Source organism: Amycolatopsis anabasis (assembly GCF_009765355.1).
Lineage (GTDB): Bacteria > Actinomycetota > Actinomycetes > Mycobacteriales > Pseudonocardiaceae > Amycolatopsis > Amycolatopsis anabasis.
Genome location: NZ_VTHK01000008.1, coordinates 185775 through 201482 on the forward strand (window position 1 = coordinate 185775; position 15708 = coordinate 201482).

Consider the following 15708-nt stretch of genomic DNA (forward strand, 5'->3'; position numbering starts at 1 on the left):
CTCCGCTTCCGAGATGAACCTGATGGACGAAGCGTCGCCGATGAATGTTGGTGCGATGTTGGACGAATGTTGGACCCAGCGGCGCCGAATCCAACAACGAGGTGGCTAGCACACGACGGCGAGGATCTGGTTCACTGGACTCGATGAATACGAACCATGTCCAGGTAGAGGTGCTCGGCCCTGCTCGCGTCGTGGTTGACGGTGAGGAGATTCGCCTACAGCCCAGTCTGTTGATCGTCCTTGCATTCGTAGCGCTGTCTGATGGGCTGTTCGTCGATTACCAACATCTGTACCGTGCCTTTGCCGCGGACACTCCGGGGAGGCAGACCACTGTCCGGGCCTATGTGTCCAACTTGCGTGGCCAACTGGGGACGCACGTCATCCCGAAGCGGGACGGCGGTATCCGGTTAGCCATCGATCGTGAACAGATCGACGCTGTCCGGTTTGATGCACTTCTCAACAAGGCGCTGCGGCTACCGGACGACAAACGTATTCACGTGTTACGTGAAGCACGCGATCTCTGGCGCCCCGGGGAACCGTTCACCGGGGCCGACCATCCGCTCTCCGACCGGTTCGATCAGCTCAACGAACGCCGCCGGGGCATGTTTCTGGACCTGATCCAGGCTGAGTCCAGATTGGGCAGACCGGACTGGGCGGTCGCGGACGCCGAACAAGCCGCGAAACTCTGGCCGACCGACGAGTTGGTCTGTTCAGCGCTGTTCGACGCATTGGCTGCGGCTGGTCGAGAACGGGAAATTGAAAGCAAGTTCACTAACTACCTGGATCGCGCTCAGCAATCCGGAGTGAAGGTGTCGCCCGAGCTGCGGGCGAAAGCGCGACAGAAACGCCCCAGAAAATCTGGGGTTGTCCCGCCTGCCTACGCGGCCCACTACCAGCTGCCTCCGTTAAACACGGTCGTGCGTGGTCGCGACGTGGAGTTGGCACGTCTGGACACGCTCCTCGGAGACGGAACATCGGCGCCGCGCATAGCGACGATCACCGGACCACCCGGGATCGGGAAGACCGAGCTGGCCCTGTCCTGGTCCACGCGTTCGGTGGCGCGGTTCCCCGAGCGGTTCACCGACGGGAATCTCTACTTCGATCTCGCAGGCTTCTCCGGTCACGATCCTGTCCCGACAGAGGTGGTGCTGACCGCGTTCATCCGCACGTTCGGCGTCGACCCGATCGAGCGGGCGAGCAGCGACCTCGTGTCGGTCTACCGCACTATTCTCGCGGACCGTGCCGTCCTGGTCGTGCTCGACAACGCGGCCAACTACGATCAGGTCAAGGACCTGATCGCTGTCGGGGCAGCGAACCGGACGATCATCACCAGCCGGTCTGTGCTGCTCACCTCGCATGTCGTCGGCGGCGTCTGCGAGATCGAGCTGAGTCCGCTATCACCCGAGGCCGGGCAACAGGTGCTGGCGGACTCGATCGGCGAAGACCGAGTGAGTGCCGAGTGGGTGATGGCAACGGACATCGTGAAAAGGTGCGGGGGCCTGCCGCTGGCCATCCAGCTCGTTGCGGCGAGGACGCGATCGCGGCCGTTGCACACACTGCGCACGATCGAAGCCGAGCTGAAGGCGACCGGCGCGCTGCTGGACATCGGACCGACGAGCGACAACCCAGGTCTGCGCGAGTCCTTCACCTGGTCCTACCGGAACCTCGGGGACCGGGCGGCACGGGTGCTGCACATCATCGCTCTGCATCCTGGATCTTCGGTCAGCGCGGAGGTCGTCGCGTACCTCGCCGAACTGCCCCGGCAGGAAGTGCTTTTGGCGTTGGACGAACTGCTCGGCAACCACCTCGTGAATTCCGCGCCACGGGATCGTTTCGCGGTGCACGACATGCTCCGCGAATACGCGGTGGACATGGCCACTCGGGCGGGGCCAGGCGAGGTGGCGCGGGTCCGGGAAGCCCTGCTGGAATACCTGCTGTGGGCGGCCGTGCGTTGCGACCGAGCGCTCGACTCAGGGCGCGACCTCCCGGTGGGCGAGCCGGACGAGAGGGCGCCCTTGCCTGAACCGATGACGAAACAGGACGCCACGGACTGGCTTACCGCGGAACATGAGACCTTTCTCGCCGTCCTGGACTCACCCGAGTTCGCCGCCTGGCCCGCCTACCGGTGGCTGCTCCCCGCAGCGCTTTGCGCTTTCCACAATCGGTCCGCACACTGGATCACGGCCGAAAAACTGCTTCACGCGGCACTGGACGTTGACAAATCGGAATTCGGCCCATCGGAGGCGGCGCGTTTTCAGGCTGTGATTCTCCGTTTGATCGGCATGGTGCAGCGCAAACAAGGAAAACTGAACCTGGCGATCCAGCAGTTCACCTGGTCCATCCGCCGGTGCGCGGAGATCGGGGCGCGCATCGACGAGGCCAACGGCCATCAGCAGCTCTCGGTCGCCTACGAGGACCAGGAACTCTGGTCAGATTCGCTGCGTCACTGCACGATCGCGCACTCGATCTACGAAGGACTCGACGACTTCCGCGGCATGGGACATACCCGCAACACCATGGCCAGTGTCGAACTGGCAGCCGGTCATCCCGAACGCGCGGTCGCACACGGATTGGCGGCACTCGCGGCAATCAACAGAACCACCGACGATTACGGAAAAGCTGCAGTACACCGCAACCTGCACCGCGTGTACAAAAGTTTGAACGACTGGGAACAGGCCATCGCGCATGGCGAGTCGGCAGCGCAGCTCTACCGCGTAGACGCGCCGGCCAACGAGGCGCACATCTTGATCTCACTTATTTCGGTCTACCAGCAGCTCGGCCACGCGGACAAGGAACGCCGTGCCGCGGAGCGCGCCCACGCCATCCTGGACAAGCTGCCCGAGAAACGGAGCCGTGATGAAGAGACGCGTGCCCGCCTCGCGGCCCTGTTGGCTAACTGACGGCGTGCCGCTCAGTCCTCCACGATCACCCCTGGTGCGGCTTCGGCCTCTGCCTGCTCTACGTCCTCCTCTTCATCGTTGGGGACCGCCACGGGCAACACGTATTCCTGGGCGTTCTGGGCCAGGTGAAGCGGCAACGGGAGGCGAAGCGCGTCGAGGTGGTCCGGCGCTTGGCGAAGCTGGTGCAGAGCCATGGCGATCGCCTCGGGATCGTCACCGCGGCCGGGGTGACAGCCCAGCACCGCGAACTCGACGAGTGACGGGTTCCACCCCGGTACGTCGGTGTCGATGGTCAATTGTCCCTTGTTCTTGCCAGTCCGCATCGGACGGGGAGCGAGTTTGTCCGCCGCGACGGCGGCGCCACCGGCGGACGCGGCTTTCGCGGCCGTGCTGTAGAACACCCGGGAATCCTCGGGCGCGGTGTCATCTTGCGCCCAGAGACCAGCGGACAAGCCGTTGATCCCGTCCGGATGGCCAGTTGCCCACCACGAGCCCGTCTCGCGTTGTTCGCCCGTGCGCACGCGGACTAGCCGAAGGTTGTCCCGAACAGCGGCGGCGGGGGCCAGCCCTGTCCGGATGAGGTCCCTGCGCGCGTTGCCGTCTTGCAACCAGGTCCACTGCTGGCGGGCGTTCTGCGCGTGCGCGAGGAGAACCGTTGGCCGATTCACCACCTCTGACGATTGCAGGAGTTTCTGCAGGAAGCCCTCCACTACCCCGCGCTGCTGTTCGAGGTCACGGTGGTGTTCCGACCACGGCACCCACTGCGTCAGCGGGTCGTCAGCCAATTCCTCTGGTTCGATCCGGGCCAGCGCGGGGAGTCTGGTCAGCAGGCGCGGGTAGCTCGTCCAACCGCCGATGCCGTGGAAGGCTTCCGGATCCCAGCCCAGCACCCGCTCCTCTCCTGCGACGATGTCCGGGCGAACCAGCACGGCAACTGGCAGCTTGCGCCGCGGACTGGCCGGGCTGTCTCGCTGCGTGCTGGCCATCCAGATGGCGAGGAACTGCGTCTCCGGTGGAATTCCCGAGGGGATGTCAGGCATGGGCACGGTGACTGCTCCGGTCTGGCGCAATCCGTCCATCCAGGACGCTCTGGCGCGGTGTGCTCGCTTGGCGCCTCGGTCGACAATGAATTGGGTGAACACGCCCGCGTCCGCGCACCCCAGGCGCATGGCGAACTTGGGATCGTTGCCCTGGTAGACGAAGCTTCCCCGCCGGGGAATCTCGACGAGCGCCAGGCTGGGCAACGCCACGCTCGCTCCGTCGTCGGTCAGAAGCTTCTCCAGCGCCCGCCTGCGTAACGCGATTGCGGACTGTCGATCGGCGCGCCTTGTCCTGGACTTAGCGTCGACATTGAGCGAGCCACCTAGTCCATCACCGAGGCGCAGGCACCTCAACCGGACAGTGAGCTCCGGTGTTTCCCAGGTCAGCACCACGGGGCTGCCGGGTTTACTCAGTTCGTGCGCACGCTCGTCGCCCCGCTGCGCACCGCCGTCGCCGGTGAGGCTGAGCGCGGCCGTCAAGGCCGCGATGGCCGCTTCGCGCACACCGTGCGACTGCCACAGTAGCCGAGCCTCGAACACACGTTCGCCGCCCTCTGACCGGTGAGCGCACAACGCGCCCAGCGATGACCGCAGCCGCAGTGCGACCTGTTCCTCGGCCTCCGCGCGCCTGTCCTTGGGGACAGCTCTGCGGACGTTCGCTGGTGCATCCGCCGGGACCAGGGAACGGACAAGGTCGGGGACTCTCCTGAGCTCGGGGAACAAGGCCTGCTCGGCCCATTCGATGATCTGGGAGCGCTGGTGAGACATCAACCCGACGCCAACGCCGTGCTTCCCCATGCCAGTCGAGTGGACCACCAAGGCTTCGAGCTTGTCCTTGCCGACTAGCCAGGGCACCGGGTCACGAAGGAGATCGTCCACATCGGGAAACTTCCGTGTGCCGGCCACTCGGCTCAGTAGGCGAGCTGGGCCTCCTCGCTTCCACTGGTGCTGCTTTGTAGCGTTGTCCCAGGTGACGCGTGCCACGCCGTAACGCTCGCTCACCGGCGCGTTCGGCAGCCAGGGGACCGTCGGCCTGAGATAGATGGACGAATCCCGCCCGTAGCCGAGCCGGAGCAGACCCGTGTCCGGGTCGGTATGCGTCGCCCAGCGGCGTATTCCGGTGTGGAGGTGGATTTTGGGCAGCGGGTCGAACGGCACGGTGTGCAGCGTGACATTGATTATCACGGAGAACCACCACGTCCGGCCATCGATGTCCTCGTGAAGTGGCTGCGACATCAATTCGGCGCCCTGCTGGCGCGGCCCCCGCCCGATCGCCCGGAACCTGAGTTCACGAGTTTTGTGCCGGTACGGTGGCAACTCCTGGATACGCCGGGCGAAGTGGTCGGCGACGAGGAGGTACTGCAGGTTGTTCGGTGCGGCGGTGCCTCCATCACCGACCCAGGTGCGCAGCAGCGGCACATCCACTGGCGCCCACCGCGGTGGCGCCACGCGCAGCTTTTCCAGCAGCTCCCGGGCATGGCTCTCATCCTCTTCGGCTGGGCAAAGACCGGAAATCCAGTAGTCGAGGAGTCTGCCGAGCACATGTTCGGGCAATGGGTTCGGTCGTCCCGAGGGGTGATATAGCCAGTTGTGTCCACGGAGGACGCCGCGATCCTGGCCGCGCCGCATCACGGAGACGTCCGACGCGAGTGCCTGCAATAGGGCGTTCAGCTGGTGGGTGGGCGCGGTCCGTATCGGTTCCCTGCCCTCCCGCCCTCGGTTGAGCAAGTCCACGACCCCGGCTGCGAACTGCTCCGGGAATGGCAACGTGTCGTAGCACGCGACGACTAGGTCTTGGTCGGGCGCCGGTTCGTATACGGCCCGGCGAATGGCGGAGTACTCGAATCCCATGGTCATTCACCGTCCGGCAGCGCTTGGAGCCCGTCCGGGGGAAACATTTTGAGCAACCCGTCGTAGATGGGCGCATACAGCATCTGGACCAGTTGGGCTTCAGCGCTGGTCGATGCGAAGTATGGGGCGAGCACTTCCTTGATGTTGACGAGGAGGCTTGTCGCCGGGGTGTCGCGCGGCATCTTCGCGCCATCGACCGCATCCGGCGCGAGCGCGGCGGCGAGCCGCGGCGCGAACTTTGCGTCCACGAAGACAACCCGGGCGGCGACTCCACCGCGCACGAGCCGACCGATCACCTGCCACATGGTCACCAGTTGGTCCCAGGCGAACGAGCGGCGCTCCGATACCGAGAGGCGGCGGTAAGAGTAGCGTCGGTTGAGGAGCCGGCCCCAGCGAGTCCGCGCCAGGGCGCGAAACGACTGACCGGCCTCGTCCAGTGATGCCGCCTGCGCCACGAGCTCGCGGAAGTCAGCTGGCTCATCGGGGTCGGTCGGTTTCTCGGCGATGCCCCGAACGAATCGAGTGACCCAGTCGTTGATCGCGAACACCGCGAGGCTCAAATCGTTGGGTACCGGATGCGGTCGCGAGAGGAACAGGACAACCCCGAACGCGGCTTTACCCTCGCGGTTGAGGATGTTGTGGCCGCGTTCCACTGCCAACAGCGGCGCGACGAGCACCCAAGCCGACGGATCGTCGGCGAAGTCGGCGATGTTGCCGCGGCGGATCGAACCCGGCTTCGATTTCGGGCCGTCCTTCGCTCCCGTGGTGGCCTCGTCCAAGTCGGCGTCATCGGCGGTGAGCACGTGGACGTGCCCCCGCCACTGACCGATTCCGTTGAGCTGGTCCGCCGCGATCTCGGCTTCGCGGTAGCTGCCCACGAGAAGCAACGCCCGTCTCCTGGCGTACTCGACTTGCTCCAGTTCTTCGTCGAGGATGCTGCGCGCCCCAGGCCGTTCCATGCCCAGCTTCTGGATCATCAGCCTCAGCACCGCGGGCCGTGTCGCCGGCGGCTGGCCGGACAGGTTGATCGGCTTGCCCCGGTCGTAGAGGAACCGGGTCGTCAGGGTCGACCCGCGCACCGACTTGAGTCGCTCGGCCTTTGGGCTAAGGATGACGTTGACCGGCTCGGGCAGGTGCGCCCGCGTCGACGTGCCGGCCCAGCTGGTGCCCGACAGCAGCATCACGTGCGGCCCTGACCTGCGACGGTGCGAGTCGGTGGCGATCCGGGGGAGCGACATGAGCAGTTCCCGGCCGACCCCGGAACACCGGAAGAACCGAAGCGTCCCGGTGAGTCGCTCGCCCGACTCGGCGGGCTGGCCGTTGTCCAGTATGTACTGGAAGCCAAGCAGGTTGCCCATCGGCGATTCCGGGATCAGCGGCTGGTAGTCCAACGGCGGCCGGCGGACCAACTCGTTGTCGGTCAATTCCAGCCGCAACGCGGCTTCGACCTGCGGCCAGAGGTAGGTGAGCCGGTCCAACCGGTGGTGCAGCGCCGACAGCAACAGAACAAACTCCAACTTGCGTACGGTGACGCCGTCGGCGTTCGGCACGGCCTTGTCACCGATCAACTTCCGCAGCACCACCTCGAGTTTCCGGCGCGCGCCCTCGGGATTCAAGGTATGCAGAAGCTCCTGGACCGAGGTGACCAGCCGATCGGCGTCGCTCTGGTAAGGCCCCCGGTCCCCGAGCGGGTCATCGCGGAAGACGTCGAACACTTTCTCCAGCTGCGCCCGCCGATCGGCCGGGCCTGGGGCGGTCGACGCCGCTACGCCGATCCGCTGATATTCGTCGGGGTCCGGGGCATCGACGGCGAGATCCTCATCATCGGAGACTGGATCCGGTGCGTCGTCTCGCGGGAAGAACTCGTTTAGGAGCCTCTCTTGAAGCGTCCAAGAATTGAAGAATTCGATGCCGACCCACTCGCAGATCTCGGCGTCATCGATCAGAATCTCGTACAACCTGTTCGTGGCGCTCGCGGCGATCGTGAGCGACGCCTCCCATAGCTTCACATTGCGGTCGGAGAGCTGGATGCGTCCTTCGCGTGCGAGTTCTCGAATGTTGTGCGTGTGCAGTTGGTCCAGCCAGGATTCCGGTCCCTTGAGGGTCAGTGTCGCCGACGGGGCGAACATGTCGTCGAGGTTCATCATCACGCGGTCGGCCTCGTCTACGAGGACGAAGTCGCTGCGCAGGCAGGCGAGTTCCAGATGGCGCAGCCGCACATTGCTGACGTGCGGGGAGACCGGACTTGTCACGAGCGAGGCCATGTTGGCGATCCAGATCGATGCGTCTACCAGTCTGCGTGCCGCGCTGTGCCGGGGGCAGTCGTGCCAGAGCGGACAGCCGCGCGCCATGCTGCGGACTGGCTGGTCGTCCTCCTCATCCTCGTCGTCTGCGGGGTGGAAGCCCACGCATGGGGCGTCGATCAGGCGAGTCGGTTCCCCTGTGTCGTCGTGGCGCAGGGCATCAATCGGGCAGGTGGTGTTCAGGTCATCGAACGCCGCCTCGCCCCGATGGTCGAGCAACGACGTTCTCCCTTGCGCCGCGAGCCGCCGGTGCACCCCCTGGATGTGACGCCCGCGCGTGGAGAACCCGATAACGGGAGCCGCGACGTCGCGCCCGAGGACGGCGCGGAGGTACTCAGTCAGCCGCAGTTGCTCCGCCACGTCACCGACAACGAGCGTGACCCGCGTCGGTTTTTGACGAGCCGCCCACACAGCGATGAGGATCATCAGCGTGCTCTTGCCAGCACCGACGATGCCCACCGCGTTCAGCAGCCCGTCCAGCCAGAACGACTCGCTCTCGACGTACGTCGAACAGTCCGGGGCCAAGACGCCGAAGTTCACGTCTTCCAGATGCTCGACCCAATTCCGTGAGCGAACATCTGGTAGCTCCCGCTCCCGATCCATAAGCCATTCGGCCGTGCGCTTGAGTTCCTCCCGGCTTATCTCGACGGGACCGCCGTTGACCCGCGATCGCGTGTCGATCGGGTGGCTGACCGGCTTCCGAGGGGTAGCTACCAGGTCGACGGGGATGTCGACGCGTGCTCGCTTGCCTCGGCGAAGAAAGTAGTGCGGTCCAGGCTCGGCAAGCCGCATAGCGTTCTCGCTGTACTCCGGCAGTTCCGCCAACGCGAGGTCGTAGTGGGCCAGGCGGTCGGCGGCCGTGTCGCCGGGACCGGTGAACGTCGCGGGCCCGAGGTCTTTGGGCACCTGGTAGGCGCGGACCTGCGGGGAGAGCTTCCGGTACGCTTTGACCGCCTCGCGCCAGGTGCGCCGGCGGCGCAGCGGCCACAACCGGTGGCGTGCGCAGGTCACCATCCATTCCTGTTCAGGTGTCGTCACGAGACCGGCAGCCTCGCCGAACGGGTACCCGCCGAACAGGACCCACGCGCCGGCGGCTGGCTGTGCTGGGTCAAGACGTTCGAGCAGCCGGAGCCCCAACTCGACCTGGCACAGCAACGCCGGCTGCACCTTCCGGTCCTTGTCGGGCCAGTTCTCGTCCAAGCTCTTGACCAGTGGCCTGAGCCAGGCGTCCGGACTACGCACGTGCACTCCCCTCTGCGGGAGACCGGTGTCCACCGAGGCGCGCTTGCGCGAGGTCGACGATGCGGGTGTCGGAGATCAGCGATGCGTCGTCCGCTGCCGAGCAGAGTTCGTCGAATGTACTGAAGTAGTAGTCGGGATCGGGCGCGAGCCGGTCGTCGGGAACCACCCGGAAGGCCTTGTCCGCGGCTGGCGAATCCGGAATCGGGAACGCAACCGCACCTGCTAATGCGGGGTTGCTCCAATCTACGACCTGGACTGCCCACGCTTCGCGGTCGGGAAACACGATCCGCAGGTCGTAGGCACCGAAGTTCGGCCACGGCTCCGCCTTCGCTCCGCACGCCACCAGCCGGTCGGCGAGATTGCACACCACCCGTCCAGGCCGGGACACGAACTGCCGGTGCAGGCGATCCAGGTGGAACATCGGACCGTCTTCGTCGGTCCAGTCCTTACCGTCTTGGATAAGCTCGTCGTCGCAACGGGCGCTCTCGCACCACCAGGTGTACTTGTCCAGGGGGAATGCCAAGTGGTCGCAATCACCACAGGCGTGGAGCACTCCACCGTGGACCCACCGCTCGTCGACCTGCTGGTACGTCTGCTTGACAACGCTCTCCAGCGAGCCGAGCCGCGGGTCGAAGTTGATCGCGTTGACCGCCTCGTTGTCCAGCACGGGCCGCTCGATCAGCAGGCGCCGGAAGGCGGTGTACGCCGTCGTGTCGCGTCGCTCGCGGCACAGCTCCGCGGCATCGTCCAGCGTCCGCAGGACCGTGGCCCACGGATTCGGCACTCCGACCGTGAGCGCCACCTCGTGACATAGATCCGTCAGAAAGCCGTATTCCTCGTCCAGCAGCCAACTTGCCTGGTTGAACACACCCGGCGGAGCGGTCAGCGGCCAGTCGACTACCGGCCGTTCCTGGCACAGCGTCACCAGGTCAGGCACGCTTGCCGGTGGCGTCGCCCCGTCTCTCAGTGCTCGTAGCGCGAGTCGATTCAGCGCGCGCTGGGCAGCTGCGGGATACGGCAGGCGGAAAAGCTGAACGTTCTTGATCTCGTCCAACTCGATCAATGCCCGCGCCACGTCCCCGATCAAAGGCGCGTCCGAGTCAGCCCAGTTCACCGGAAACCTCCGCCTCGGCTGCCCGCGCGAGGTGTGCTCGCCCGGGTGAACACCATCCGAGCACCGGGCAGCCGCCGCAGCCAGTGCCGGGCTTGGCTTCGAACCTGTCGTCGAATAACAACGGCCGTGTCAGGTCGCCGATCACCTCGCGGGCCTCGGCCAGGACTTCCGGCTGGTTTGGGTCGACCTCCTCAAGTTGACCGCCGTCGGCCCGAAGATGCTCCAACTCCACGCGGGAAGCTCTCGACAGATCGCCCACCACCCCGGCGGCGAGTAGTAACGTCCCCATCGCGAGCTGGGGAAACTGCCTCAACAGAGGACGGCCGCGCCAGATGGGCCGCCCAGCGGTCTTCGTCTCGCGCCACACCCAGGCCCCGTCGCGGCGGAACAGCAGGTCAGGAGTCGCGACGAAGACCACCCCGAGCCGCTCGTCGTACGCCGACAACTGGGGCTGCACCCGCGGCGGCAGGTCCGCCGTCTCCGACATGGGGCAGAACGCGGTGTGCTCAGCGAGCATCCGGGTCACCTGCTCGGACTGGTCCGGCTGAAGTTCCGGAAACGACAGCGCGAGCATGTCGTCAGCGTCGCAGCGCACGGACTCGCCGTCGTGCTTCTGGTTGAGCCAAGCGTCGACCGCGCGGCCACGGACGATCTCGGGTGACTCCGCCATGTCCCGGACGCCAAGGCCGAGCTGCCGGTCAAGGTGATACCGGGCCGGGCAGGCGTCGTACATGCGGAGGTCGGTCACCGACAAAGTGCGCCGCCCGCGGGGACGAGCGGCCACGGCAGGTAAGAAGTCGAACTTCTTCAGGGACTCGCATGTGACCGTGATCTTGCACTCCGCGCAGTTACTGCCAGGGCGGCGCTTGGTGTCGTCCATAACCGCCATGGCGCGCTTCACCACGTGTTCCCGGAACAGTTCAGGTGTGGCGGACACGTGCCATTCGCCCAAGGGTTTGGCCTTCGCCGAGCCGGTGCCGAACGCCACCACTTTGACTAGCTGTGGCTGCACCGTCTCGGCGGGCGTCCGTTCCGCGGCTCCGAGCGGCGTTCCGTGCGCGGCAACGTGCGCGATCTCCGTCTTCTCCGCGGCGGACCTGTCCTTGGGTTCGTTCAGCTGGATCAGCCACGCTTCCCGGACGCTCCCGTCGGCGGAGCGGTATCGGCGCCCCCAACTGGTCCATTCGTAGATGAGCACACCACGGCTGTCGCGCTCCTCCAGCTTGCGGTGCACCACCCACTCTGGTCGAACCGGGATCACAGCGGGTGTGTCCGTACTTTCCCGGTGCGCTTGCCAAGCGGTCAAATAGTTGCGGAAAGCTTGGATCGTCCACTCGACGAAGCCCGGGTGCATCGGTTTGGAGCGACCGATGCACGCATATGTTCGACGTAGCAGGTGATCGACCACCTCATCGTGGGATAGGCGCGCGAACTCCAGTTGATCAAGCGCTGTCATGAGCGGACCGAGGCTAAATGCCTCCAAGTCTGTGCGGAGTCGATCCGCACCGGCCACGTGACTTCGAATTTTGAGCGCGACCGACTGCGGGCACCTCCATGCGTCCTCGCGGAGATCGCGCGCGCCGATCCGAATCAACACCGCGCCATCGCGGCTCGCCCAGAGTGGACCATTGTCGAAACCTCCGCCCAAGGTAGGTATACGGTCAAGGTAGATCAATTCGCCACCTCCGAACATGCTACCGCCGTACACAAACGACGACCACAGTCGGGCAAGATGTCCAGAGAGCTGGCGGAACGACTGGGATCGAGGAGTGGACAGTGCAGGTTGGCGATGTGGTGGGCGCACGGTATCGGGTGACCCAGTCAATCGGCGGAGGTGGGATGGCCCGCACCTTCAAGGCGTTGGACATGGAAGAAAACCGCGCTGTCATGATCAAAACTCCCGCTCTGGGCACTCGGGAGAAACTGGGTACGGACGCCGAGCGGAAACTGCTGGGTCGATTTGCCCGCGAGGGCAAGATTCTACACAAGGCGGCGCACCCGAACATCCCGAAGTTCTACGATGAGGGAATCCATCGGGGCCTTCAGTACTTCGCGATGGAGTTTATCGAAGGCATCACTCTGAGTAGGTACCTGGCGGGAAACCGGCCTCGAGTGATCGAGACGGCATGCCTGGCGGTCCCGATAGCCGGGGCTCTCATTGCGACGCACGCGAAAAACATCTACCACCGCGATCTCAAACCAGACAACATCATGCTCACTTGTAGTGGTCGGGTTTACATGATCGATTTCGGCATCGCACTATCCCTCGACGACGACCCCACACGCTACACGGAACTGAACGTCGGAACCCTGAGCTATATGGCGCCAGAACGACTACAGGGGACTGCTGACGTGCCAAGCTCGGATCTCTACAGCCTGGGCTGCATTCTCTATCTGATGCTGACCGGACGGGAGCCGTTCGCGTCGAGAAACAGCGGCATGACCACCGAAGAGCAGCATCTCCACCGAAACCCCGAGTCACTGCGACATTGGGCTATCGACACACCCACCGAGATAGACGAATTCGTACTGGCGCTGCTGGCCAAGAGGTACGAAGACCGGCCGAGCAGTGAAGACGTGATCGAAGTATTCAAGCCGTATCTGCCTAAATTGGGCGCCCCAGAACCGAACCCCGGGTTCGACATTGACCTAACGATACCTTACCGTGAACCGCGCGCAGTACGCGAAGTCAACCAGCAACTCCAGGGTCACAAGACACCCAGAGCCAAGTTTCGGCGCGCTCGACAGGGTGACTACCTGACGCGCAGTGCGGTCAACGAGCGAATTGAGAAAGCGAAAAGCGACCTCGCCTGCGGCGACCTCCAAACAGCCTGCGCAAGTCTTCATGCCCTGCTGGAAGAAGCGGTCGCAACATACGGCCAGTCGCACGAAGTGGTTCAATTAGTAGCCAAGGTGTTGAAGGAAGCTAAGGAACTCGTCGACTAGGCGTTATCCGCGCCTGTTCGGGGAGAGTAGCCGAACTGTTCAAGTCGCGCACGGGCGACTTCAAGCTCTCGCTCGTCGAACAGGTCAGTGAATGGGGCCCGGGTCACGAGGGCCTCGACCGTCAGGTCCAGCCGACCTCGTTCCCACAACGCAGCAAAACCGTCGGAGACGGCAGGGGAAAGCAGCAATTTTCGCGCTGTCTCCATCGGCCCCAGATCGGCCAACATACTGAGGAAGTAGGTTGCCGAGTAGCGGGCCTCCCTCCGGCTGCGTTCGTACAGGCGCTGCATTTCGGTTCCGAACCGTTCCACCAGGGGGCCTTGATCGATCGGTTCATCGACGGAGGGGGGCTCCGGTTCCGCGTCAGTGGTGTCGAGACGGGCGTCCTCGTTGCGCCGGTTCACGAAGCCCAGCAAGGCGTCCACCGAGGTGAACACCTCATAGCCGAGTTCGGCCAACCGAGTCAAATCGGCAGACTCGGGATCGAGCTCCAGTACCACCGGATTCCCTTGGCCAGCCTGTAATCCATCCGGCCACAGCGCCTCGGCGACCGCGATCTGCCGACCGCTAACGGGGTCGGCGATCTCTGCATCGGTGGACGGCATGCTGTAGCCGAGCCGCCGGAGCTCCTCAATGAGGTCACGGACCTGGGTAGTTCGCGCGTCTTCCTCTTCCTCGCCTATTACAGACAACGGGGCGAGGAGCCTTTCCTCGGACGAGCCGGTACTCGTGCGTAGACTTGACAGAAACGACTGCGCCGCTTCGGCGAGCAGTTCGCGACGGGCTTCGAGGAAGTCTTCGTAGCGGTCGACCTTCCATAGGGCGGGGTCCAGCGGTATCCACTGCGAGGCCAGCACTCCCGGGTACTTGCGTTCGGCTTCGGCGAAATAGTCTTCGGGTGCGCGTTTACCTACAGTCAGATTCGTGTCCTGCGTCAGGAAGCAGAAGTTGGCAAGCGCATTGACCTGGCTGCGGGGGTAGCCGGCCTTGTACAGCAGCGCTTTCGGGAAGATGTGGTGCACTTGCAGAGAGGAAAGCTTCCCGAGCATTTCGGCGCGCAACTCCAGCCCGCTGCCGAGATCACGAGCCCCCTTGACTCGGGTTAGCATGTAGAGCATCGGGTAGAAGCGCGAACCCTTGGTTGATCCCTCGAAGTCGTGTGGTCGGACGTCCAGATTGCCGCCACGCCACCGTTGAAGGGTATCGATGAGGCCGTCGATGCCTTCCCGGTGGGCGGTGTCGTAGTCCTTTTGCAGAATCGTTTCCGTTGACCCCGCGAATCTGCCCCACAATGCCGATTGCGCGTACCAGTAGAGCACCTTGTCTTGGTGCACGCGGTCTTCGAAACGTCCGCCGCTGCGATGCAACAGCAGGGACACGACGGGGAAGGCGTAGCGACCCATCAGCACTCGGTCGTGATCCAGGCCGAGCCTGCCGGAAACCACATCGAGAAAAGTGCCCACGTGGTTGATCGATTCTTCGAGGGCGGCCTGGAACTCGTCAACGGTGATCCGGTCCAGCGCGGTGAACAACGATCGGCCCGTCGCCACCGCGTTGGCATTGCGGAGGAGCCAGTCGAGGGAGAATTTGAACCCCGCCTGTTGCCACAGCAGTAGCTGTTCGCGCATCGCGTGCCGTGCGTCCGGCCAGTGCGCGCACAGCTTCGCCAGCGCGAGGTCGCCCTTGGACAGTTTGGTTCCGCCTGAATTGACTCGGTTGAAGATCTCGACAACCGAATCGACCGTCTTGTCACTACCGGTAATCTTTTCCTCGTGGAAGTGGCGTTCGTAGACCTGCCACAGCGTGTTCAGCCTGCGCAGGTATATTTTGGCGTTGTCGGGCGTGTCGATGAAGGTGGACAGGAAGGCCATGGGGCCGTCCTGGAATAGCTTCGTGACGTCGACCCATCGAACGTCGTCGGCCATCTTGCTAGCTGTGTAGAATTCGAAGGCCTCGCTGTCCACGTTGAAATACAGCCCGCTGAACGCGGCAGGGTCCCCTTCGAAGAAGGCAGGCGGCTTGCCTCGCACCAGTCCGTACAGCGTGGTGATGCGCTGCTGGCCGTCGAGCAGGAGCAGATGCGTACCCGCGCCCGCGGAACCTCCGCGAACCGATACCGATTCCGCTTCGGTCTCCCAGAGCAGCAGTCCACCGACCGGGTGGCCGCGGTACAGCGATCGCATGAGCCCTCGAACCTGGTCCCGGTTCCAGACGTAACCGCGCTGGAACTCGGGCAGCAGCACCGTTCCGGAATCGATTTGGTCGAGGATGGTCGAGAGCTTGCCCATGCAGTACCTTCCGAATCAGCGGTC

The 15708-nt window shown here is 64.5% G+C and carries 7 protein-coding genes; 2 read left to right on the plus strand and 5 right to left on the minus strand.

Annotated features, from left to right (window positions below; genetic code table 11):
* Nucleotides 1-143: 143 nt before the first annotated feature.
* The gene (locus FXO23_RS13430; RefSeq protein WP_158884548.1) at nt 144-2900 is read left to right on the plus strand and encodes an ATP-binding protein; all 2757 of its coding nucleotides are present in this window, start codon (nt 144-146) and stop codon (nt 2898-2900) included.
* A gap of 11 nt (nt 2901-2911) precedes the next feature.
* Here FXO23_RS13430 and FXO23_RS13435 read toward each other — a convergent pair whose 3' ends face one another.
* The 4 genes from FXO23_RS13435 to FXO23_RS13450 are packed head-to-tail and all read right to left on the minus strand — an operon-like array spanning nt 2912 to nt 11906.
* Nucleotides 2912-5791, minus strand: a complete 2880-nt coding sequence (locus FXO23_RS13435; RefSeq protein WP_158884550.1) for a pPIWI_RE module domain-containing protein — start codon at nt 5789-5791, stop codon at nt 2912-2914.
* Between the two features lie 2 nt (nt 5792-5793).
* A complete protein-coding gene (locus tag FXO23_RS13440; protein ID WP_158884552.1) occupies nt 5794-9336 on the minus strand; it encodes a pPIWI_RE_Z domain-containing protein in 3543 nt (1180 codons plus the stop codon).
* Nucleotides 9329-10450, minus strand: coding sequence for a pPIWI_RE_Y domain-containing protein (locus FXO23_RS13445; protein ID WP_158884554.1), 1122 nt, complete (start codon nt 10448-10450; stop codon nt 9329-9331). The genes FXO23_RS13440 and FXO23_RS13445 overlap by 8 nt, the downstream gene beginning before the upstream one ends.
* Nucleotides 10437-11906 carry a PD-(D/E)XK nuclease family protein gene (locus tag FXO23_RS13450; protein WP_158884556.1) on the minus strand — a complete coding sequence of 490 codons (1470 nt, stop codon included), beginning with the start codon at nt 11904-11906 and terminating at the stop codon, nt 10437-10439. The genes FXO23_RS13445 and FXO23_RS13450 overlap by 14 nt, the downstream gene beginning before the upstream one ends.
* 320 nt (nt 11907-12226) lie before the next feature.
* On the opposite strand from FXO23_RS13450, the gene FXO23_RS13455 reads away from it, so the two are divergent.
* A complete protein-coding gene (locus tag FXO23_RS13455; RefSeq protein WP_158884558.1) occupies nt 12227-13396 on the plus strand; it encodes a serine/threonine protein kinase in 1170 nt (389 codons plus the stop codon).
* Here FXO23_RS13455 and FXO23_RS13460 read toward each other — a convergent pair.
* On the minus strand, nt 13393-15684 hold the full coding sequence (locus FXO23_RS13460; RefSeq protein WP_158884560.1) for a GmrSD restriction endonuclease domain-containing protein: 2292 nt from the start codon (nt 15682-15684) through the stop codon (nt 13393-13395). The two genes, FXO23_RS13455 and FXO23_RS13460, sit on opposite strands and share 4 nt — an antisense overlap.
* Between the last annotated feature and the right edge of the window lie 24 nt (nt 15685-15708).

Excerpts from the sequence above, each read along its gene's own strand:
- FXO23_RS13460 (WP_158884560.1), bottom strand. The coding sequence starts at position 15,684 with ATGGGCAAGCTCTCGACCATCCTCGACCAAATCGATTCCGGAACGGTG.
- FXO23_RS13430 (WP_158884548.1), top strand. The coding sequence starts at position 144 with ATGAATACGAACCATGTCCAGGTAGAGGTGCTCGGCCCTGCTCGCGTC.
- FXO23_RS13435 (WP_158884550.1), bottom strand. The coding sequence starts at position 5,791 with ATGGGATTCGAGTACTCCGCCATTCGCCGGGCCGTATACGAACCGGCG.
- FXO23_RS13450 (WP_158884556.1), bottom strand. The coding sequence starts at position 11,906 with ATGACAGCGCTTGATCAACTGGAGTTCGCGCGCCTATCCCACGATGAG.